This window comes from Sphingobium sp. ba1, from assembly GCF_000743655.1.
Lineage (GTDB): Bacteria > Pseudomonadota > Alphaproteobacteria > Sphingomonadales > Sphingomonadaceae > Sphingobium.
In genome coordinates this window covers 2,249,527-2,271,100 of record NZ_JPPQ01000069.1, presented here as the reverse complement: position 1 = coordinate 2,271,100, position 21,574 = coordinate 2,249,527, and the positions used below count along the sequence as shown (strand labels likewise).

Annotated in this window: 18 protein-coding genes and 1 tRNA gene; 6 read left to right on the top strand and 13 right to left on the bottom strand. The window is 62.5% G+C overall.

Going from position 1 to position 21,574, the window contains the following annotated elements; all coding sequences use genetic code 11:
- Positions 1-61 precede the first annotated feature (61 nt).
- Genes IL54_RS14110 through IL54_RS14100 form a run of 3 tightly spaced genes read right to left on the bottom strand, consistent with a single transcriptional unit; the run spans position 62 to position 1,812 of the window.
- Complete coding sequence (locus tag IL54_RS14110) at positions 62-499, bottom strand: type II toxin-antitoxin system VapC family toxin (RefSeq protein WP_037476524.1); 438 nt, start codon at positions 497-499, stop codon at positions 62-64.
- Positions 499-741: a FitA-like ribbon-helix-helix domain-containing protein gene (locus tag IL54_RS14105; protein ID WP_037476523.1), complete on the bottom strand. Its 243-nt coding sequence runs from the start codon at positions 739-741 to the stop codon at positions 499-501. Before IL54_RS14105 ends, IL54_RS14110 begins: the two co-directional genes overlap by 1 nt.
- A 45-nt stretch (positions 742-786) precedes the next feature.
- The gene (locus IL54_RS14100; RefSeq protein WP_037476522.1) at positions 787-1,812 is read right to left on the bottom strand and encodes an aspartate-semialdehyde dehydrogenase; all 1,026 of its coding nucleotides are present in this window, start codon (positions 1,810-1,812) and stop codon (positions 787-789) included.
- A gap of 165 nt (positions 1,813-1,977) precedes the next feature.
- Here IL54_RS14100 and IL54_RS14095 point away from each other — a divergent pair, with 165 nt between their 5' ends.
- The gene (locus tag IL54_RS14095) at positions 1,978-2,688 is read left to right on the top strand and encodes a class I SAM-dependent methyltransferase (protein ID WP_037476521.1); all 711 of its coding nucleotides are present in this window, start codon (positions 1,978-1,980) and stop codon (positions 2,686-2,688) included.
- 6 nt (positions 2,689-2,694) lie between these two features.
- Here the strand turns inward: IL54_RS14095 and IL54_RS22300 are convergent, their stop codons facing one another.
- The 3 genes from IL54_RS22300 to IL54_RS14080 all read right to left on the bottom strand — a co-directional run bounded on the left by IL54_RS22300 (position 2,695) and on the right by IL54_RS14080 (position 6,932).
- On the bottom strand, positions 2,695-4,527 hold the full coding sequence (locus IL54_RS22300) for a putative 2OG-Fe(II) oxygenase (RefSeq protein ID WP_052027700.1): 1,833 nt from the start codon (positions 4,525-4,527) through the stop codon (positions 2,695-2,697).
- Complete coding sequence (locus tag IL54_RS14085; RefSeq protein ID WP_037478709.1) at positions 4,524-6,743, bottom strand: S9 family peptidase; 2,220 nt, start codon at positions 6,741-6,743, stop codon at positions 4,524-4,526. Before IL54_RS14085 ends, IL54_RS22300 begins: the two co-directional genes overlap by 4 nt.
- Positions 6,744-6,857: 114 nt before the next feature.
- Positions 6,858-6,932 (bottom strand) — tRNA-Val (locus IL54_RS14080).
- Positions 6,933-7,069: 137 nt separating this feature from the next.
- Between IL54_RS14080 and IL54_RS23070 the strand changes: the two genes are divergently transcribed.
- Together IL54_RS23070 and IL54_RS14070 are read left to right on the top strand one after the other, a co-directional pair.
- Complete coding sequence (locus IL54_RS23070; protein ID WP_443019471.1) at positions 7,070-7,198, top strand: entericidin A/B family lipoprotein; 129 nt, start codon at positions 7,070-7,072, stop codon at positions 7,196-7,198.
- A gap of 154 nt (positions 7,199-7,352) precedes the next feature.
- A complete protein-coding gene (locus IL54_RS14070; RefSeq protein ID WP_037476519.1) occupies positions 7,353-7,970 on the top strand; it encodes a YceI family protein in 618 nt (205 codons plus the stop codon).
- A gap of 36 nt (positions 7,971-8,006) precedes the next feature.
- Here IL54_RS14070 and IL54_RS14065 read toward each other — a convergent pair whose 3' ends face one another.
- Positions 8,007-9,590: a M28 family metallopeptidase gene (locus IL54_RS14065; protein WP_037476518.1), complete on the bottom strand. Its 1,584-nt coding sequence runs from the start codon at positions 9,588-9,590 to the stop codon at positions 8,007-8,009.
- 114 nt (positions 9,591-9,704) lie between these two features.
- Here IL54_RS14065 and IL54_RS14060 point away from each other — a divergent pair, with 114 nt between their 5' ends.
- Positions 9,705-10,415, top strand: coding sequence for a GIN domain-containing protein (locus IL54_RS14060; RefSeq protein WP_237748888.1), 711 nt, complete (start codon positions 9,705-9,707; stop codon positions 10,413-10,415).
- A 95-nt stretch (positions 10,416-10,510) separates the two neighbouring features.
- The gene (locus IL54_RS14055; protein WP_037476516.1) at positions 10,511-12,298 is read left to right on the top strand and encodes a cation:proton antiporter domain-containing protein; all 1,788 of its coding nucleotides are present in this window, start codon (positions 10,511-10,513) and stop codon (positions 12,296-12,298) included.
- Here IL54_RS14055 and IL54_RS14050 read toward each other — a convergent pair.
- The 4 genes from IL54_RS14050 to IL54_RS14035 all read right to left on the bottom strand — a co-directional run bounded on the left by IL54_RS14050 (position 12,295) and on the right by IL54_RS14035 (position 19,082).
- Positions 12,295-13,239, bottom strand: coding sequence for a glutaminase (locus IL54_RS14050; RefSeq protein WP_037476515.1), 945 nt, complete (start codon positions 13,237-13,239; stop codon positions 12,295-12,297). The two genes, IL54_RS14055 and IL54_RS14050, sit on opposite strands and share 4 nt — an antisense overlap.
- A gap of 111 nt (positions 13,240-13,350) precedes the next feature.
- Positions 13,351-14,751 carry an efflux transporter outer membrane subunit gene (locus tag IL54_RS14045; protein WP_037476514.1) on the bottom strand — a complete coding sequence of 467 codons (1,401 nt, stop codon included), beginning with the start codon at positions 14,749-14,751 and terminating at the stop codon, positions 13,351-13,353.
- A gap of 2 nt (positions 14,752-14,753) precedes the next feature.
- Entirely contained in the window at positions 14,754-17,906 is a 3,153-nt protein-coding gene (locus tag IL54_RS14040) for an efflux RND transporter permease subunit (protein WP_037476512.1), read from the bottom strand.
- A gap of 3 nt (positions 17,907-17,909) precedes the next feature.
- Positions 17,910-19,082: an efflux RND transporter periplasmic adaptor subunit gene (locus IL54_RS14035; protein WP_037476510.1), complete on the bottom strand. Its 1,173-nt coding sequence runs from the start codon at positions 19,080-19,082 to the stop codon at positions 17,910-17,912.
- A 117-nt stretch (positions 19,083-19,199) separates the two neighbouring features.
- On the opposite strand from IL54_RS14035, the gene IL54_RS14030 reads away from it, so the two are divergent.
- Positions 19,200-19,808: a TetR/AcrR family transcriptional regulator gene (locus IL54_RS14030; protein WP_052027699.1), complete on the top strand. Its 609-nt coding sequence runs from the start codon at positions 19,200-19,202 to the stop codon at positions 19,806-19,808.
- A gap of 4 nt (positions 19,809-19,812) precedes the next feature.
- Here the strand turns inward: IL54_RS14030 and IL54_RS14025 are convergent, their stop codons facing one another.
- A complete protein-coding gene (locus tag IL54_RS14025; protein WP_037476508.1) occupies positions 19,813-20,937 on the bottom strand; it encodes a glycosyltransferase family 4 protein in 1,125 nt (374 codons plus the stop codon).
- Positions 20,938-21,021: 84 nt separating this feature from the next.
- On the bottom strand, positions 21,022-21,574 hold a 553-nt coding region (locus tag IL54_RS14020; protein WP_162182247.1), incomplete at its 5' end, for a M16 family metallopeptidase.

The following is a 21,574-nucleotide window of genomic DNA, read 5'->3' as shown; positions in this document are numbered from 1 at the left end:
GCGGGTTGCCGATATGGCGTCAGTCGGCGCGGCGCAAGAGTGCGATCAAGACCAGGCCTCGCTACGCCTGCCAGGACGGACGATCCGTCAGGCCCGCAATCAGGCCCGAAAATGCCGTATCAGCGCAACGGCGAACCAGCTTTCTGTCGGCCGAAATGACGATGGTTTCCAGCATTTGTGCCGCGGCCAGGAAAAAGCAATCATAGGCCGGATGGTCCAGTTGCAGGCTTATGTCCATGGCGCGATCGGCTAGGCCCGCTGTCGGGATCAGTTCGACGATGTCGGGCAGCACTGCCGCCGCCTCCCTGGCCTGAGCGGAACCGATTTCCTGCGCTCGCACCTTCTTCCACATGACGTTGGCGAACTCGGCCATCAGCAAGTCGGGCGCAACCAGTCGACGCGGCAAAAGAGTAAGAGCAATACTGACTTCATTCGACAGAATAGGATCATCGCTGCCAATGACCCAACGGGCAGCAACGCTCGTGTCAACGATGAGCATCAGTCGGCGTGATCTTCTCGCAGAAGTTCCTCAGGCGGTGTCTGCCGTACATTCCGGGGCGTCATCGCGCGTATATCTTCAAGACGGGTCAACATGCTGTTCAGGCGATCACCGGTCATCGGCCGACCGCGCGTCAACGCATCGCGCAACTCAGCTTCCAACGAACGCTGATTGCGTACCGCCAGTTCACGATAGGCAGCGATGACTTGTTCATCGAGGTTGCGGATAAGAACTTGGCCCATGCCGCTATGCTATCACCATGATAGCATAGCGGCAAGGTGGAGCTATCAGCCCTTCTTAAGGTGGCGACGGCCCAGCAATTCAGCGATCTGCACCGCGTTCAGCGCCGCGCCCTTGCGCAGATTGTCGCTGACGCACCACAAGTTGATACCATTTTCGACGGTCGAATCCTCGCGCACGCGGCTGATGAAGGTCGCGAAATCGCCGACGCATTCAATCGGAGTAATATAGCCGCCATCCTCGCGCTTATCGACCAGCATGATGCCGGGCGCTTCACGCAATATGTCCTGTGCTTCCTTGGCCGAGATTTCATTCTCGAACTCGATGTTGATCGCTTCGCTATGGCCGACGAACACGGGAACGCGCACGCAAGTTGCGGTCAGCTTGATCTTGGGATCGAGGATCTTCTTGGTTTCCGCGACCATCTTCCATTCTTCCTTGGTCGAACCATCGTCCAGGAAGACGTCGATATGCGGGATCACGTTGAAGGCGATCTGCTTGGTGAACTTCTTGGGCTCGGCCGGATCGCCGACGAAGATGTTGCGGCTCTGCTCGAACAGTTCGTCCATGCCCGCCTTGCCCGCGCCCGACACCGACTGGTAGGTCGCGACGACGACGCGCTTGATCTTGGCGGCGTCATGCAGCGGCTTCAACGCCACGACCATCTGTGCGGTCGAGCAGTTGGGGTTGGCGATGATGTTCTTCTTCTTATAGCCATCGATCGCATCGGGATTCACTTCCGGCACGATCAAGGGAACGTCCGGGTCCATGCGATAGAGCGAGCTATTGTCGATCACGACGCAACCGGCTGCCGCTGCCTTGGGCGCATATTGCGCCGTCGGGCCGCTGCCTACCGCGAACAGGGCGATGTCCCAGCCGGTGAAGTCGAAATGCTCAATGCTCTGGCATTTGATGGTCTTGCCACTATCGCCGAAATCAACGGTCAGTCCCTGCGAACGCGAGGAAGCGACGGCCGCGATCTCGTCAATCGGGAACTCGCGCTCGGCGAGAATGGTCAGCATTTCGCGGCCCACATTCCCGGTGGCTCCTACGACGACGACCCTGTAACCCATGACTAAACTCTCCACTCCAAAGCAAATCTTGCGGAGTGCGCGCCATAGCGATACTGGGCCTTTTGTCCAGAAAGAAGGGCTTGTCCACTCGATAGCGGGCGCAATATCCAGTGCGTCGTACCTCTGTGCCGCCCTTCATCCTCCTTGAAAAACGGATTGTAATCGATGCAGTCAGAGCTGCTGCCACCCCTGCCCGACCGCTGGTTTCACAGCTTCGCATTCCCCGATGGCAGCCGCGCCGATGGCATCAAGCCACTGGCCTCGCTGCAGGAAGAAGCCGACCAGATTTTCATCGCGCCGCTTGCGGGCAAGCGCGTGCTCGACATCGGGGCCTGGGATGGCTTCTTCTCGTTTCAGGCGGAACAGCGCGGCGCGGCGGAAGTCATGGCAACCGACCATTTCTGCTGGTCAGGCCAGGGGTGGGGCGACAAGCGCGGCTTCGACCATGCCCATGCCCGCTTCGAATCCAAAATACGCTCACTCGACCTCGACGTAGCCGACCATAAGGCGGACGAACTCGGCCAGTTCGACATGGTGCTGCTGCTGGGCGTCCTCTACCATGTGCCCGACCCCTATCGCACGCTCGAAGCCGCCGCCGCGATGAGCCGCGATCATCTGGTGATCGAAACGGTGACGGCGCTGCGCCACGAGCCGGTGCCCGCGATGCGCCTGTTCACCGAACTGGAGCTGGATGGCGACCCCACCAATTTCTGGGCGCCCAACATCTTGGCCTTGCAGGAAATGTGTCGCCGCTTCGGCTATAGCCGTTTTCAAGTGCTGCCCGAAGCGCTCGACAATCAGGGCTGGCGCAAATGGGCCATGCCGCTGCGCCGCAAGGACCGTTACCGCCGGGCGATCTTCCACGCCTGGCGATAACTGATGTTAGGCTGGCAGCGCATCGAAGGCGATAGTGAGCCGCGATTGCGGTCCCGAAAAGGGTGCAGTGCCGTGCCATAGATAAGAGGGAAACAGTACCAGCCGACCGGCTTGCGGCTGTATCACCCGTCGAGGCGGTAGCGCGGTCAGGTTGAGGGCATCATCGGGCACGCCAAACAAAATGGTGCCTTCACCCGACCGATGTTCCGCCGGAACATCATTGGGTAGCGCCACATAAAAGGCTGAACTGATCCAGCCCTGAGGATGGATATGGGGCACATGCCGACCATTTTCGCGCAGACGCACCGACCATGAGCCGGAAAACTGTATGTCGCCGGTCCGTCGATCTAGCAACGGATGACCCGGTTGATTGGGCAAGTCCGCCAGCGCAGATTGCGTGCAACGGTGTAACTGTCGCTTGAGCGCCATGATCACGGGACATCTGCGGCGATCAAACAGATCACCGCGGGTCTGTGTGCCGCCGCGCAATGTCTGGTCGGCCGGGTGGGCGGTGGTCACATGCAAGCGTTCAAGCGATTCGCGCAGGTCTACAAGAAAGGCCGATTGGTTGCTCCAGCCATCCGGCGTGCCAATGTCAAGGTCACGAACATAATGGTCATAGCCCGCCAGCCAATGCTCGCGTTCATCTTCAAGCAGGCGCCATATGACTGTCAACAGTGCCCACCCCGTCTGGTCCAATGGCGCATGTCGGGTGGCAAGCAGCGCATGACTGAGCGCCTCGTCGGGGTCACCCTGCGCCAAGAGCAGCTGGGCGAGATTGGCTTGCAAACCGGCGCGGGCGGGATCGGCAGCAGCAAGGGTTCGGGCCAAGTCGATTGCGTCCCCATGCCGTCCAGCCAGCCCCAACGCCCGGATGCGGACCACGCTTAGCTGATCGGGATCATCCAGCATGGGCTGCGCGCGGTCGATCAGCCCCAATGCCCGGTCATGATCGCGAATATCCATGGCGACGCGGATGCCTGCCAATAGCAGTTGGATATGGCGTGGCTGCTGTTCGATTGCTAAATCGAAAGCGTCAAACGCTTCGGCCGCGCGTCCAATCTGAGGCAATAGCCTAGCCAATGTGTCCTGGGCATCGACATGATCGGGATAACGACGCAATGCCGCTTGATATTGCGCTACAGCCTCATCGAAGCGCCCCATTTCCGCGAGGATATGCGCACGAAGCGTAAGCGCTGGCGCGATGTCCAACCCGCCATCGATGGCGCGCTCGATCGCCTCCAGCGCGCTGGCGCGATCGTCGGACGCCCGGAGCGCCGTTGCGAGATTATAGCATGCGCGAAGATCCGATGGCTTTCTTACGAGTAGAGCGCGATACGCCGCCGCCACCGCCTCAGGTCGATCCTGAGCCTGCGCCATCGCCCCTTGCACGTGCAGGATGCGATCATCCTGCGGTGCAATTCGTGCAGCTTGATCCAGCGCCTCTTCGGCGATGCCGAATTGCATCTGATCGGTCGCGACGATCGCCAGGTTGATCCACCCCTCCGCATAACGGGGTTGCACGGCCACTGCCCGTTGAAGCGCGGCTATGGCTGCAGCCCCGTCGCCCATATCATGCAGATGATTGCCATAGGCGTTCCAAAGCTGCGGGTTGGTCGCCCCGCCTTTCAGTGCAGCTTCGAATGCCATCCGCGCGCCTGCCATGTCACCCTGGGCACGGCGTGCAGACGCAAAGATATAGAGCGCGTCAGGATGATTGCGCAGCGGCGCGGCCATCGCCCGCAGCATCCGCTCGGCAGTGACAGCCTGCCCTGCCTGCAGCGCATTGAAGGCTTGCTGTAGGCTTTTTACGTCCTCGACCTGCAAAACGCCTGTCATGGGCAGGGCGCGATCCCGCGACGGGCCAGGAAATCCTCGATCGTGCGCCATAGATGCACGCTGATGCCCGGCCCGCCGACGCGATGGGTTTGGCCGGGATAGGCCATCATCTCGAACGGCACCGCCGCGACTTGCATCTTCGCCATCAGCGCGGTGGCATTGTCGAAGACGACATTATCGTCGGACATGCCGTGGACCAGCAGCAGCGGATCGACAATCTTGACCGACTCATCAACTGCGCCCGACGCGGGATAGGCGCTGGGTGTATCTTGCGGCTGGCCCAGATAACGTTCGGTATAATGGGTGTCGTATAGTTCCCATTTTGTCACCGGCGCGCCAGCGATCGCCGCAGCGAACACGCCCGGCGCCTTCTCCAGCAGTTTCAGCGACATATAGCCGCCATAGGACCAGCCATATGTTGCGATCCGCTGTGGATCGACGAAGGGCTGGGCCTTGAGCCATTCGACGCCGACCAATTGATCCTCGACCTCCACCGTGCCCATCGCGCGATAGAGATGGTCCTCGAACGCCTTGCCGCGATCGGGTGTCCCGCGATTGTCGATCGCAAAGACGATCCAGCCTCGGTCGACCAGATATTGGTTGAGCGCACCGCTCCAACTATTGGTCACCTGCCGCCCGCCGCCGGGACCGCCATAATGGATCATGAACACCGGATAGCGTTTCCCCGGCTCGATCGGCGGGGTCATGATCTTGGTATAGAGCGTCGTGCCGTCCGCCGCCTTCACCGTGCCGAATGTCGTCTTCACATGGCTGGCGACATAGGGCGCATAAGGATGGCTTCCCGTCAGCGCATTTTCCGACAACCATTGCAACTGCTTGCCGCTGTTATCGGCCAGATAGACCTGTTTTGGCTGGTCGCTATTCTGGCGGCTGACGACGATCCGGCTTGCCTTGCCGTCCATCACCGAATCATTCCACCAGCCGCTGCGCGTCAACGCCCGCGCCGCCCCGGCCTTCGTCAGCGGTGCGACATAAAGTTGCTGTTCCAGCGGCGTTTCGCGATTGCCGGTGAAATAGACGAGGGCTTTGTTCTCATCCACGCCCACCACGTCGCGCACGTCCCACTTGCCGCTGGTGAGCGGCGTCCATTTGCTCCCGCGCACATGGTAGAGATGCCCATGGCCTGTCTTTTCCGACCACCACAGGAAACTCCCGTCGGTGAGTGGCCGGAAATTGTTGGAGAGGTTCACCCAGCTTTTCGCCGTTTCGGTAAGGATCACCCGGCCCTTGCCGGTCACTGGATCAACCGCCAGCAGATCGAGCCGCTTCTGGTCGCGGCTTTCCCGCTGGACATAGAGGGTGCGGCCATCCTTCGACCAGTTGACCCGCGCCAGATAGATGTCCGAATCCGGGCCAAGATCGACCTTCACCTGACCCGAACCATCCGGCTTCATCACGTAAAGATCGACCAGCGCGTTGGGCGTGCCTGCAGCCGGATAGCGTTGTTGATAGACTTTGGTCCCCTCCCCGCCGATCGCGGTGCGGGTGACGATGCCGACCGGGGCTTCATCGACCCGCGCGACCGCGATGATCGCCTCGTCCGGCGACCACCAATAGCCGGTGCGCCGGTCCATTTCCTCCTGCGCGACGAACTCGGCCACGCCCCAGCTCACCGTATCGCTTGCGCCCTGCGTGATCTGCCGTTCCGCGCCACCGATCGGCTGCACGAACAGATTGCCGCCCCGTACGAAGGATACGAAGCGCCCCTTGGGACTGACCACGCCGTTCAACTCGCCATCGGGCGTGTCGGTCAGCCGTGTCACCTGTCCATCCAGCGCGGCGAGATAGAGGTCACCATCGACGGGCACGAGGATGGTCTTGCCATCGGACGACCAGTCATAGCTGGTAATCCCGCTACTGCCCGCGACGCTGCGATCCCGCTCGCGCTGCATCTTTTCCGCTTCGCTCAGCGCCGCGCCGCTGCCGGTCTTCTTCGAATCGACCAGCATCCGCTCCGCTCCGGTAGCGGTGTCGATCGCCCACAGGTCGAGCCGCTCCTTCTCATCCGCGCGCGGTTTGAGCAGGGTCACAAGCGTCCCGTCCGGCGACAATGTCAGCGCGCGTGGCTGCGGTCCAGCGAGGTCGGGACTGGCAAACACACGTTCCAGCGTCAGTTTTTCCTCCGCCTGCACGGACACAGCGGAACTCAACAGCAAAGCGCAAAGCGCGGCACTGGCTTTCAGATAAGGGGGCATCGACATCCTTTCGGCTCGGCGCGCGCACGCGCCGGATCAGGACCGCAGGATTAAAGCTGCGTATCAAAAGATCAATGCCGGGAAATAATCTGTCCTGTCATGGCGGGTAAGCCATGGTGGGCGCGGCAGGGATTGAACCTGCGACCCCACCCGTGTGAAGGGTGTGCTCTACCACTGAGCTACGCGCCCCCTATAAGGAGGAAGCGGCCATTGGCATTGCAGGCTGTCCCTGTCAAGCGGGTGCCGAAATGGAGCGCGCGGAATCGCTCTTCCCGCCGTCGCCATTCGGCTATAGAGGATCGCGACAACGCAATTGGAGTGATGAGATGATGCGCCCCGCATTTTGCCTGATGATGACCGGATTGCTGCTGGCCCTTTCGGCCTGCAACACGGTGCAAGGCGTCGGGCGCGACATCGAGTCGGTCGGCACAGCGGGCAAGGACGCCATACGCTGAACGATGATGGCGCTTGACCCTCTTGGATCGGTGACCGGTTAGCCGGTAAGACTTGTTTTATCGGGAACGATCCGTTTCCCGTTACGGCTCTGGAACTTGTTAGGGGCGCGACCTATTGTGGTGGCGTCCCTTGATCGTTTCTGGAGTCTACCTCATGAAAAAATATCTGATTTCCGCCGCCGCTCTCATCGCCATTGCCGGTGGCACGGTCGTCATCGCGCAGGCCCCAGCCGAGGTGCCGGGAAGCAAGGATGTCGCAAAGGTCAGTGGCGGCAGCTACAAGGTCGATGGCGGCCATACGCAAATCGTCTTCGCCTATGACCATATGGGCTTCACCAATAATGTCGGTGTGTTCGCCGAACCGACTGGCACGCTGATGCTCGACAAGGCGAACCCGTCGGCCTCCACCGTCAGCATTGACGTGCCGATCGCCAATCTCAAGACCGGCGTTGCCAAGCTGGACGAACATCTGCTCAAGGCCGACTTCTTCGATGTCGCCAAATTTCCGACCGCCAAATTCGTCTCGACCAGCGTGAAGGCCGAAGGCACCGGCGCTACCATCACCGGCAATCTGACCATCAAGGGCATCACCAAGCCCGTAACGCTGGACGCCGAATTTTACGGCGCGGGCACTAACCCCATGAACAAGCAGGAAAATGTCGGTTTCGTCGCCACCGGCTCGATCAAGCGCAGCGATTTTGGTCTCGGCTATGCCGTGCCCGTCGTCGGCGACGCAGTCGAACTCAAGATCATCGCCGGTTTCCAGAAGTAAAGTCTATCGCTGGGGGGAGGTCATCCCCCCAGCGCCCTATTTCTCAAACCGCTTGAAGAAGCTGTCCTCATTCCACGTCGGTCGCTCCGCCGCGTTCGCCACCTGCAAGGTTACCGCCGTCACATAGGCGTTCAGTTTCGCCGTTTCGGCAGGCATCACCGGCTGGTCCACATCATCGAACGGCGAATGATAGAGGTTCGCACGCCAGGCTTTTTCCGTTTCGGCTTCGGGCGTGCCCGCTTTGAAGCCATATTTGAAGAAGAGCGCGGGGATGCCTTCGCGGATGAAGGCATATTGGTCGGAGCGGATGAAGACGTTGCGATCGGGGAAAGGATCGGGCGTGATCGGCAGGTTCATCGCCGCGCTCACCGCCTGCGCTACGCCACCCAGCGAGCTTTGGTCATAGCCGACCGGCGTCACGCTGGTCAGCGGGAAGATGGGCAGCGCCATGTCGAAATTGAGGTTCGCGACGATGCTCTTCTGCGGCACGGTCGGTCGCCGCGCGAAATAGCGTGATCCAAGCAGGCCCTTCTCTTCGGCCGTGACGATGGCAAACAGGATCGACCGTTTGGGCTTCACCTTGCTGGCCTTGAGCGCCTTCGCGATTTCCAGCAGGCTGGCGACGCCCGACGCATTGTCGAACGCGCCATTATAGATGGCGTCGCCCTTCATCGGCGTACCGATGCCATAGCCGTCGAGATGCGCGGACATGACGACATAATCGTTGCGCAATTTCGTATCGCTGCCCGGCAGGACCGCGACCAGATTGGGCGAGGACAGGTCGCGCCGGGTTGCATCAACCTGCGCCTTGAGCCGGAAGGCAAGCGGGAAGGACGCCACTGGCGCGGAGGCATCAGCGGCGGCAGCGATGGTTGCGAAATCCTGTCCCGACCCGGCAAATAGGGGATCGGACTTGGCGGGATCAAGCTGCGCGCCCAGGAACGGCGTCCGCGTCTCACGCAGCGCCGCATCGCGATAATAAAGCGCCGGCGCACCAGCCAGCGCCACCCGCCGCGTCCAGGGTATCTCGACCTGCTTCGGCGTGACCAGCGTGATCATGCCGACCGCGCCCTGCGCCGCCAGCCATTGCGCCCGCTCCGACCGCGCATGGGATTTGAGCGCGCCCGAAATCGTCGTCGGCCCGCCCGACAGGACGACCACCATCTTGCCCTTGAGGTCCAGCCCGGCAAAATCGTCATGGCCGACTTCCGGCAGATGCAGGCCATAGCCCGCGAACACCATCGGCGCGTCGATGCTTTCGGGAACCGGCCCGCCGCCGCCGGAAAAGATGAGATCGCCCGGCACCGCCAGCGGCGCCTCCCCCTCCGGCCCGACCAGCGCCGCGCTGCTACGGTCGGACTGGATTCGCTGTTCCACGAAATCGACGGGCTGCTTATACCCGTCCACGCCAGCGGGCTTGAGGCCAAGCGCCTTGAACTGGCCGATCACATAGTCGGCGGCGCGATCATAGCCCGGTGTACCGGTCCCCCGCCCCTCCATCGCATCGTCGGCCAATATCTGCACATGCGCCCACCAGGCCGCGCCGTCATCCCCCTGCGCCAGCACCGGCGCGGACAAGGCCAGCGAAAGAAGCGGGAGAGCAGAAAAAAGCGCGCGCATGACGGGATGCTCCTCTATGAACCAGGCGCTATCTTGCCCTAACTGGTGAGACGAACAAGGGGGTGGGAACCGCTAACGAACTGTGTTCCTTACCAATAGACCATGATCTGGGAGATGATTTTGCCACGCCCCCTTTTGCTGATGCCCCTGCTGCTTGGCCTATCCTCGTTGGCCCTGCCCGCTCAGGCCGCGACGCGCGGCTTTACCATCACCAGTTTCGATGCGATCCGCGTGGATGCGCCCGTGACCGTGGTCGTCAAGACCGGCAGCGGCGCGTCCGCGCGCGCGGAGGGCGACCAGGGCGCGCTCGACCGGTTGAAGGTCGATGTGTCGGGGCGGCTGTTGATCGTCACCATGACGCGTCCGCGATCGGGCGAGAAGAGCGGCGGCGCGGCGACCTTGCGGCTGTCCACGGGCATGATCGATCGCATCGTTTTGACGGGTGGCGGTTCGGTGACGGTCGACCGGATGAAGGGATTGCAGGGCCAGATCGTGCTGGGCGGCAATGGCGATGTCGGCGTGGCCGATGTCGCGCTGGACCGGATCGACGTGGCGCTGGCGGGCGGCGGTCGGGCGACGCTTGGCGGTCGGACGGGCGTGGCCAATATCCGGGTAAACGGACCAGGGGCGGTCGCCGCCGAAGGGCTGCGCGCGCGGCAGGCGAGCGTCGCCAATGACGGGCCGGGCAGTATCATCCTGACCGCCGAGGTGACCGCGAAGGTGGTATCGACGGGGTCGGGCGATGTGACCGTCGCCGGCAAACCCGCCTGCACCGTGGACAATCGTGGCACCGGACGAATCCAATGCGGTGACGAAAGCTATTAGGCGCAACATTTGCGGACAGGGCAAATGCTGCGCTGCATCGCGATTTTTCAACCAAAAGACTGGATATTGCGCCGACTTGGCGCAATGGTGCGCGCATGGTTGGCGCAATAAATCCTCACAGTTTCAGCGACTCTCTCGTCATTCTCGGCGCAGCGGGCCTGGTCATTCCCGGCTTCTCGCGCTTTCGCATCAGTCCGGTGATCGGCTTCATCCTGGTCGGGCTGGCGGTGGGGCCGAACGGCCTTGGTGCGCTCGTCGGGCAATATCCCTGGCTCTATCATGTGACGATCTCCAATCAGGAGGCGATCGAGCCTTTTGCCGAGTTGGGCGTCATATTATTGCTCTTCTCGATCGGGCTGGAACTGAGTTTCCGCCGATTATGGACGATGCGAACGCAGGTATTCGGCGTCGGCGCGGCGGAACTGATCCTGAGCGCCGTGCTGATCGCCACTGGTCTTTATCTGCTCGGCCAGCCCACGGCTGGCGCGATAGGCCTCGGCTTGGCCCTCGCCCTCTCATCCACCGCCGTGGTGCTGCCGATGGTGGGCACCCAGAGCGCTGTCGGGCGCGCCGCTTTTTCGATGCTGTTGTTCGAGGATCTGGCGCTGGTCCCGATCATCTTCATGCTCGGTGCGCTGGCGCCGTCCGTTGCCGCCAGCCCGGACGGGGCGTGGGGTGCGATGGGCGACACACTGCTGCGCGGCGGCATCACCATCGCCTTCATGCTGGTGATGGGCCGTTTCCTGCTGCCCCATGTGTTCAGTCAGGCGGCGCGCACCAAAAGCCCCGAAGTGTTCCTGGCAGCCAGCCTATTGGTGGTCATCGTCTCCAGCCTCGCCACCTCGCTCGCGGGCCTCTCGCCGATCGTGGGCGCCTTGCTCGCGGGCCTGCTGATTGCCGAGACGGACTATCATGGCGAGGTCGAGGTGATGACCGCGCCGTTCAAAGGGCTGGCGCTCGGCGTCTTCCTGATCACCGTCGGCATGAGCCTGGACCTGCGCGTCATCCTCGCCAACTGGCAGAGTCTGTTGATGGCGGTCGTTGGCGTCGTGTTCGCCAAGACGCTGGTGACCTCGGCGCTCCTCTATTTCTCCGGCGCGCGCAAGGGCACTGCGTTGGAGGTCGGGGTGCTGATGTCCAGCCCGTCGGAAACCACGTTGATCGTGCTGTCGACCGCGGCGGCGGCGCAACTGATCCTGCCCTCCACCGCCGCCTTCTGGCAGATCGTGACCGCGATCGGCCTGACGATCACGCCGCTGTTGGCGCGGATCGGCCATGATGTCGCGCGGCGGCTGGAAATGGCGCTGGGCGAGGATCGCGTCGATCCGACCGAAGATCATGCCGAAGCAGCCGCCGTGGTCATCGGCTTCGGCCGGGTCGGGCGCATGGTGTGCGATCTGCTCAAGACCCATAAGCAGCGCTTCATCGTCGTGGAATCGGACCCCGACGTTGTCGCCGAAGCGCGACGGGCAGGCTATCCCATATTGTTCGGCGACGTGTCGCGCGTGGAGATGCTCGACAAACTGCGGCTGGGTCATGCCCGTGCGCTGATCCTGACCATGGACGATCCTGTGCTGTCGGTGCGTGTGACCCAGCGGGTGCGCGGCTGGGTGCCGGACCTGCCGATCATCGCACGCGCCCGCGATACCGATCACGCCGCGCAACTCTATCGCGCAGGCGCAAGCGATGCCGTTCCCGAAACGCTGGAAAGCTCGCTGCAACTGGCCGAAACCGCGCTGGTCGATCTGGGCGTCGCGATGGGGCCAGTGATCGCGTCGATCCACCAGACCCGCGAAGATCTGCGGATGGGGATCAAGGAAGCGGCGCAAATGGAAACCGCGCCTAAGCTGCGCCGCCTTCGTCCGGACGAAGAGGCTGCTTAATCGGACGCGACGGGCGGGCTGAACACCGACCAGCCGGTGCGGCGCGCCAATTCCTCCAGCGCCGCCGTGCCGATCTGGCTGTTGCCGCTGGCGTTCAGGCCCGGTGACCAGACGGCGATCGAGGCGCGGCCGGGCACGATTGCCATGATGCCACCGCCCACGCCTGACTTGCCGGGAATGCCGACGCGAAAGGCGAAGTCGCCCGACGCGTCATAATGGCCGCAGGTCAGCATCAGCGCATTGATCCGCCGCGCCCGGCGGGGTGGCACCACCCTGCCACCGCCCGGATGCTGCCCATCCAGCATGAGGAAGCGCCCCGCCAGAGCAAGTTGGCGACAGGTCATCTCGATCGCGCATTGATGAAAATAGCTGCCCAGCACCAGATCGACCGGATGGCGGACATTATCGAAGGCGCGCATATAATTGGCGAGCGCCGCGTTGCGGAACCCCGTCGCGGTTTCGGACGCAGCCACGGCTTCGTTGATCGCGATACTGTCGTCGCCGCTCACATAATGCAGAAAGCGCAGCATTTCGCCGATCGCCACGCGCGGCTCATGCCCGCCGAGATTGATGTCGGTCACTACGATCGCCCCCGCATTGATGAAGGGATTGCGTGGAATCCCCTGCTCATGTTCCAACTGGGTGATCGAATTGAAGGCATTGCCCGACGGCTCGCGCCCGACCCGTTGCCATAGCTGATCGCCGACCTTGCCGAGCGCCAGGGTCAGCGCGAAGACCTTGGAAATCGACTGGATGGAAAAGCCCGTGTCGGCATCTCCACCGCAAATCATCCGTCCGTCGGCGGTGGCGATCGCGATACCGAATTGCGCGGGATCGACCTTGGCCAGTTCGGGGATGTAGGATGCGACGGCACCACGCTCATCCGCCTGTGCCATCATCGCGATGATATCGCCGACAATGGCGTCGAGGTCAGGGGTCATGGGCGCTGCTACATATCCGCAATAACTATGACCTTAATCATAGGCGCTATTCCCGCCGGTTGGACAGATTATTCTGTCCCGCCCGATGATCCCCGACCTGACAGGCCGCTATTACTTCAAACCACCGCCCATGGCGCGGTAGAGTTCCACCATGTTGGAGGCGCGCGTCAGCCGCGTAGTGAGCAGGCTCTGTTCGGCATTGGACAAGGCCCGCTGCGAATCCAGCGTCGTCAGGAAGCCATCGACCCCCGCCCGGAACCGAGCCTCCGACAGCGTATAGGCGACCCGCGCCGCATCACGCTGCGACGTCTGCGCCTCAAGCTGCTCCCCCATCGTGCCACGCCGGGCCAGCGCATCCGCGACTTCGCGGAAGCCCGTCTGGACGCTCTTCTCATAGGTCGCCAGCATCGCGTCATAGGTCGCCTTGGCATAGGCGAGATTGCCCTTATTCTTCCCGAAGTCGAAGATCGGCAAAGAGGCGGTCGGCGCTACCGACCAGAAGCTGCTACCCGACCCGAACAGATTGGACAGGCCAAGGCTGAGCGAACCAAATGCCGCCGTCAGCGATATATTGGGAAAGAAGGCCGCCCGCGCCGCGCCAATATTGGCGTTGGCGCTCAGCAATTGATGCTCTGCTGACGCAATGTCCGGGCGACGCAGCAGCACGTCGGACGCGATATTGGCCGGCAGATTTTCGATCGTCGCGCTCGCCGTCGGGAACCCTTCGGGCAGGTCGGTCGCAGGCACTGTCGTTCCGGCCAGCAGATTGAGCGCATTCTGGTCCTGCGCGACCAAGGTCGTCGTTTCGGCAATGGTCGACCGCGCCGCATCATAGCTGGTCTGCGCCTGACGCACTTCCAGTTCGGATGCGATGCCCTTGGCGAAGCGCGCCCGGTTGAGTTCCAGCGTCTTGCCGAATGCCTGTTCCAGGTCGCGGGCGATGCGCAACCGTTCCTGATCCGCCGCCATGGTAAGCCAGGCAGTCGCCGTCTCCGCGATTAGCGCGGTCTGCGCCGCATTGCGCGTTTCGACGCTGGCGAAATATTGCTCCTGCGCCGCTTTGCTCAGATTCCGTACCCGACCGAACAGATCGACTTCCCAGGCGGAAATCCCGACCTGTGCTTGATACAAATCCGTGCGGCCCGATCCCGCCAGCGAAAAGGGCGAGTCCTGATAGGTTGCGGTGCCGCCCGCCGAAACGCCGGGCAACAGGTCTGCGCGCTGCACCCGATATTGCGCCCGCGCCTGTTCGACATTGGCGAGGGCAATGCGCAGGTCACGGTTGTTGGCCAGCGCGGTCTCGATCACCCGCGCCAGCCGCGCATCGGTGAAGAAATCGCGCCACGCCGTATCGGCCGGAATGATCGCCGCGCCGTTGTCGGCACCGTAGGCTGGTCCCTGCGGCGAAGCAGTCGGGACCGCCAGTTGCGGCCGCACATATTTTGGGGCCATGTCGCACGCGGCGAGCGCCAGCGACAGGGTGATGGCGCCCAGCGCCTTTATATTATGCATGATCATGCCTCCTGCGGCGCGGCGGGCGTTGCCCGGTCGTCGGCCGCTTCATGAGTCTTATGTTCGCGGAACAGCCGCTTTACGACGGTGAAGAAGACGGGGACGAAGAAGATCGCCAGCACCGTCGCCGACAACATGCCGCCGACCACGGCCCAACCGATCGCATTTTGACCGCCTGCACCCGCGCCGTTGGACAAGGCCAAGGGCAGCACGCCGAAGATGAAGGCGAAGCTGGTCATCAGAATCGGCCGCAGGCGCAGCTTGCCCGCTTCCAGCGCCGCCGCCGCAGGCGACAGCCCTTCGCGCATCTTCTCTTCGGCGAACTCCACGATCAGGATCGCATTCTTGGCCGACACGCCGATGGTGGTGATCAAACCGACCTGCAGATAGATGTCGTTGTTGAGGCCCGCCAGCGTCGCGGCGATGACCGCACCCAGCACGCCCAACGGCACAACCAGCATGACCGCGATCGGCACCGACCAGCTTTCATAGAGCGCCGCGAGGCACAGGAAGACGATCAGCAGCGACAGCGCATAGACATAGCCTGCCTGCCCGCCCGACGTCCGTTCTTCATAGGAAATGCCGTTCCAGCTATAGCCGATGCCCGGCGGCAATTTGGCGATATGTTCTTCCATCGCCTGCATCGCCGTGCCGCTTGCGACGCCAGGTGCAGGCGCACCCATGATGTTCATCGACGGCACGCCGTTGAAGCGTTCCAGACGCGCCGGACCCTGGGTCCATTCGGTCGTCACGAACGAAGACAAGGGGGCCATGACGCCACTGCTGCCCCGCACATGCAACGCACCGATGGCATCGGGCGATGTCCGAAACGGCGCATCGGCCTGCACGAACACACGCTTCACCCGGTCACGATCGATGAAATCATTGACGTAGCTGCTGCCCATATTGGTGCTGATCGTGTCGTTGACGTCCGCCTGGGCAATGCCCAACGCGCCCGCCGCGGCCTGATCGACATTGAGTTTGAGCTGCGGCGTATCCTCCAACCCGTTCGGACGCACCTGCGCCAGCCGCTTGTCGGCCATCGCCATACCCAATAGCTGGTTGCGCGCCTCCAACAGCTTTTCATGACCGACATTGGCATTGTCGAGCAATTGCAGGTCGAAGCCGGAGGCATTGCCCAATTCCTGCACAGCAGGCGGCACGAAAGCGATGACCATGCCCGACGAAATTTTGCTGAACGCCATGTTCGCGCGCTGGGCAACCGCCATGACGCTATTGTCCGAACCCTTGCGTTCCGACCAGTCCTTCATCCGGGCAAAGACGATGCCGACATTCTGGCCCTGGCCAACGAAGCCGAAGCCCGAAATGGTGAAGACCGCCGCGACATTATCCTTTTCCGACTGGAGGAAATGGTCGCGCACTCTGGCCAGCGTGCGTTCGGTCTCTTCCAGCGAAGAACCGGCAGGCAAGGAGACCTGGCTGATCAACGATCCCTGATCCTCCTCCGGCAGGAAGCCGCTCGGCAAGCGCAGGAATATGAAGACCATCCCGACGACGATCGCGGCATAGACCAGCATGCTGCGGCCCCAACGATGCTCGATCTTTTCGACGTTGCGGCCATAGCCCTTCACGCCCTTGTCGAAGGTCCGGTTGAACCAACCGAAAAAGCCCTTCTTGTCGGCATGGCCATGCTTCGCAGGCTTCAGGATCGTGGCGCACAAGGCTGGCGTCAGGATCAACGCGACCAGCACCGACAGGATCATTGAAGAGACGATGGTGATCGAAAATTGACGGAAAATGACGCCGGTCGATCCAGCGAAGAAGGCCATCGGCAGGAACACCGCCGACAGGACCAGACCGATGCCGATCAGCGCGCCGCTGATCTCGTCCATCGACTTCTTGGCCGCCTCCTTGGGGCTGAGCCCCTCGTCCTGGATAAGGCGCTCGACATTCTCGACCACCACGATCGCGTCATCGACCAGCAGGCCGATCGCCAGCACCATGCCGAACAGGGTCAGCGTGTTGATGGTGAAACCGGCCGCGCTCAGGATGGCGAGCGACCCCAACAGCACCACCGGCACGGCGATGGTCGGGATCAGCGTGGCGCGCCAATTCTGGAGGAAGAGGAACATCACGACGAAGACGAGCAACACTGCCTCGATCAGCGTATGGATGACCTGCTCGACCGAGAGGGCGACGAAGGTCGAGTTATCGACCGGGAAATCATATTTGACCCAGGACGGGAAGTTCTTGGACTGCGCCCTGATCTGTTCCTTGACGCCTTCCACCGTGTCCAGCGCGTTCGCACCGGGGGCCAGCTTGATACCGAAGCCGGCGGCCGGATGGCCATTGAACTTCGCACCGAAGCTGTAATTTTCCGACCCCAATTCCACGCGCGCCACATCCGACAGACGCACGACCGCGCCGTCGCTATTGCTGCGCAGACGGATCGCGCGGAATTGTTCGGGCGTCCGCAGGCGTGACTGGGCGGTGATGGTGGCGTTGAGCGCTTGGCCCTTCGGCGACGGCGTGCCGCCGATCTGGCCAGCGGAAACCTGGGCATTCTGGGCCTGGATCGCGGCTTTCACATCGCCGGTCGTCACGCCCAGATTGGCCATCTTATAGGGGTCGAGCCACACCCGCATGGCATATTGCGCGCCCAGCAACTGGGTATCGCCGACGCCTTCCACACGGCTGATGGGATCTTGCAGGGTCGATGCGACGAAATCGCCCGCATCCTGCTGATCATGAATGCCATCATCGGCATAGACCGCCATGACGAGCAGGAAGCTGGACGTCGATTTGGTGACGCGCAGCCCTTGTTGCTGCACTTCCTGCGGCAATAGCGGCGTCGCCTGCGACAGCTTGTTCTGGACCTGCACCTGCGCAATGTCCGCGTCCGTCCCTTGCTCGAAGGTCAGGGCAATGGACAGGTTGCCCGCGCCGTCACTGGTAGAGGAAAAATAGCGTAGATTGTCGATGCCCTTGAGCTGTTGCTCGATGATCTGCGTCGTCGTGCTTTCCAGCGTCTGCGCGTTCGCGCCGGGATAGCTGGTGGAAATGCCGACCGAAGGCGGGGCAATTTCGGGGAATTGCGCTACGGGTAGCGTGCGAAGCGCAAGCAGGCCCGCCAGCATCATGACGATGGCTAAGACCCATGCGAAGATGGGCCTGTCGATGAAATAGCGTGCCATGGCTTAGTTCGCCCCGCCCTGCTTCGATCCCTGCGGCGCACCCGGCGCCGCCGTCACCTGCTGCGGTGCGCCGGGCGTGACGACCGTGCCGGGGCGCAGGTTGAGCAGCCCTTCCACGATCAGCTTGTCGCCGGGCTTCAACCCGCTGGTGACGATCCACTTGTCGCCCACCGCGCGGGCTACCTGAACCTGGCGCATCTCGGCCTTATTGTCTTTCCCCAGCACCATCGCCGTGGCCCGACCACGCGCATCGCGGGTGATGCCCTGCTGCGGTGCCAATATCGCCTCGCTCTGCTGCCCTTCGACCAGCTTGGCGCGGACATACATGCCCGGCAGCAACATGCCGTCGGGATTGGGGAAGGTCGCGCGCAGCGTCACGGCGCCCGATGTCGGATCAACCGACACTTCGGAAAATTGCAGCCGTCCCTCGATCGGATAGGTGCTGCCATTGGGCAGCAGCAACTGGATGCGCGCGCCGTCCGCTTCGCTGACGCCGCCCCGCTTCATGGCTTGTTTAAGGTCGATGATCTCGGCGGCGGACTGCGTCATGTCGACATAGACCGAATCGGTACGCTGGATCGTTGCCAGCGGATCGGCCTGGCCGGTCTGAACCAGCGCGCCGGGCGTGAACAGAGACCGACCGATCCGGCCCGAAATCGGCGCCTTGATGCGGGTGAAGCCTTGGTTGACCTGGGCGGCCTCTACCGCGCCACGCTGCGCTGCAACATCGGCACGCGCCTGCTGCGCTGCCGCATCGGCATTGTCATATTCCTGGCGGCTCACGGCGTTCACGCCGACAAGATCCTTATAGCGCTGCGCCTGCAGCGCTGTCGATCGGATGGCGGCGTTGGCGCGGGCCAGCGAGCCCTGCGCTTGTGCCAGCGCCGCGCGGTAGGGCGCGTCCTCGATTTCATACAGCAGCTGCCCCGCGCGCACCATGGCGCCTTCGGTAAACAGGCGGCGGCGAATGACGCCACTGATCTGCGGACGTACCTCCGCTATTTCCAAAGCCACGATGCGGCCCGGCAACTCATTCACCAACGGCACCGACTCGGTTTTCAGCGTGACGACGCCGACGGCCGGTGGCGGGGGTGCTGGCGGCGGACTTTCCCCGCACGCGCTCAGCGCCAATGCCGACGCACACGCCAGCAACCCGATGAATGTCCCCTTGTGCATCGCCTAAATTCCGTTCCGATGTAGATATCCATTCGGAATGAACGTTCATTCCGCTTGCCCCGCAATTAGGTTCGTGCCACAGGATATTCAAGAGACAAAATCGCAGGGGAGCAGAAATTGGTTGCGGTGCAGCATGGCAAGAGCGTGGTGAACATAGAGAAATCCGGCAAGGCCCGCATTCTGGCGGCGGCCCGTGACCTGTTCGACAGCCATGGGTTCCACCAGACCTCCATGGCAGAACTGGCGGCCGCTGCCCAAGTGTCGGTCGGCCAGATCTATCGGCTCTTCAAGGGCAAGGAAGACATTATCGAAGCCCTTGTCCATGCCGACGCCGACGAATGGTGCGACGATATGGCCATCCTGCGCGAACGGCTACATGCCGGTTTGTTGTCGATCGAACAGACGTTCGAACAATTGCTGCTGCACACGATCGACGAAAAGAACGAAGCGCTGTCCTTCGACATATTGGCCGAGAGTTTCCGCAACCCCGCCGTCGGCGATACGATTGCGAATATGTGCATGCGGTTTCGGACTTATATCCGCGATTTCGCCTGCGCGGCCAATCCTGACCTTTCGGGTGAAGCGCTGGAGGGCGCGGAAGAAGTGGTACTGGCCTGCATGTTCGGATTGGGCCATCGCAGCCTGTCGCGACCGCAACTGAGCGCCGCCGCCACCGCCACCCTGTCGGCACGGATGATCATCGCGGCGCTCCGCGCGATCAACTGATCCATCACCGCACCTTGCGGTAGACCTCTACCGTTTCGCGTGCACAACGATCCCAGCTATAGCGGGCCGCGACACGCAATCCGTCCGCGCGCGCCTGCGCCCTCCAGCCGTCATCGACCAGGGCCTGTTCCAGCCGCCGGGCGAAATCATCGACATCCTCCGGCGCGACCAGCATCGCCGCGCCGCCGGTGACTTCCGGCAGGCAGGACGCATTGGCGACAACCACCGGCACCCCGCTCGCCATGGCCTCGACCGGCGGCAGGCCAAAGCCTTCATAGACTGAAGGATAAACGAACAGGGCCGCCCCCGCATAAAGCAACGGCAGATCAGCGTCGGGCACGAAGCCCAGATAGCGCACCCATCCTTCGCGCCCGCCCTTTTCCATCCGCGCCTGCACCGCATCGCTCAGCCAGCCAGCCCCGCCGGTCACCATCAACGGCCAGCGGTTCCGCACGGCAGGCGGCAATTTCTCCCAGGCGCACAGCAATTCCGCGATCCGCTTGCGCGGCTCGACCGTGGAAACGCACAGGGCATAGCCCTGCGGCTGCAGGTCATAGCGCGCCAGCGTGGGCGCGATCGCATCGTTCGTGCGTGGGTGAAAGTCGGGACTGGCCGCCAGCGGCACCGCCGTCACAAGTGCCGGATCGATCGAGAGAAAGTCCGCCACTTCCGCCCGCGTCGTCTCGCAATCCGTGATGATATGCCCCGCCCGTTCGACCGAAAGCCGAAAATAGCGCTCAAACTGTCGCAATCGCTCGGCCGGGTGGGTTTCGGGATAGCGGAAGATGGACAGGTCATGGACGGTGATCACGCCCCCCTCCCCGCCCGGTGGCAGAAAATAATTCGGGCCGTGGAAAAGGTGCGTTCGCATGACCGTGGCGTCGCGCAAATTCTGCGCCCATTTGCTATGCTTGCGTAGCCAGCGTTGCACCTTGTTGCGACGCTGGCCGACCTGAATATCCAAAAGCAGGGCAGCGGGATCAGCGATCCATTCGCCATTGCGATAGAATCGGACGCTATCCACCCCGTCCAGAGGCGGAAGGCGCTGCGCCAATTCCCAGCTATAGCGCCCGATACCCGACAGCCGGGGTTCGAGCGCTTCGACCGAAAGAATGATCCGAAGGCTCACGTCATACTGTCCCAAGCCGTATATACCAGCGCGCGGCTATCGACGGACTGGGCAAAACCGCAAGGAAAATCAGCGGCAGCCCCTTTATTTCGCCGCCACGCCTTCGGGCAGGACGACCGCTGACCAGCTTTTGCCCGGCACCAGATACTTAGCCGCCAATACCTGCAACTGCGGCGCGGTCACGGTCAGCATGTCCTGGCCCATCCGCTGCATCGCTTCGACATAGCGCGGATCATGAGTCGCGCCCTCCATCTGGTTCATCCAGAAAGCATTGCCGGTGCTGGCGCGCGTCAGCAATTGCCGCATAGGCGCGACAGCGCGTTGCAACTCATCCTCGCTGACCGGATTTTTCACCAGATCGGCGGCGGTGCTCTTGACGACATCGTAGAAATAGGCGACGCGATCGGGCCGGACCTGACTGGTAACCAATATATAGCCGCCCGCATCATAGGAGAAAGGCCAGTTATTCTGGACGCTCGGCGAATAGGCAGCCCCCTCGGCCGACCGCAGCCGGTCGAACAGGCGATCGTTGAATATCTGGGTCAATATCTCCAACTGACGCGCTTCCTTTTGCAGCGTGAAGCCGCCTGCCGTCGGCCAGGCCAACACGGCCGCCGCCTGCTCCTTGTCGCCCTTG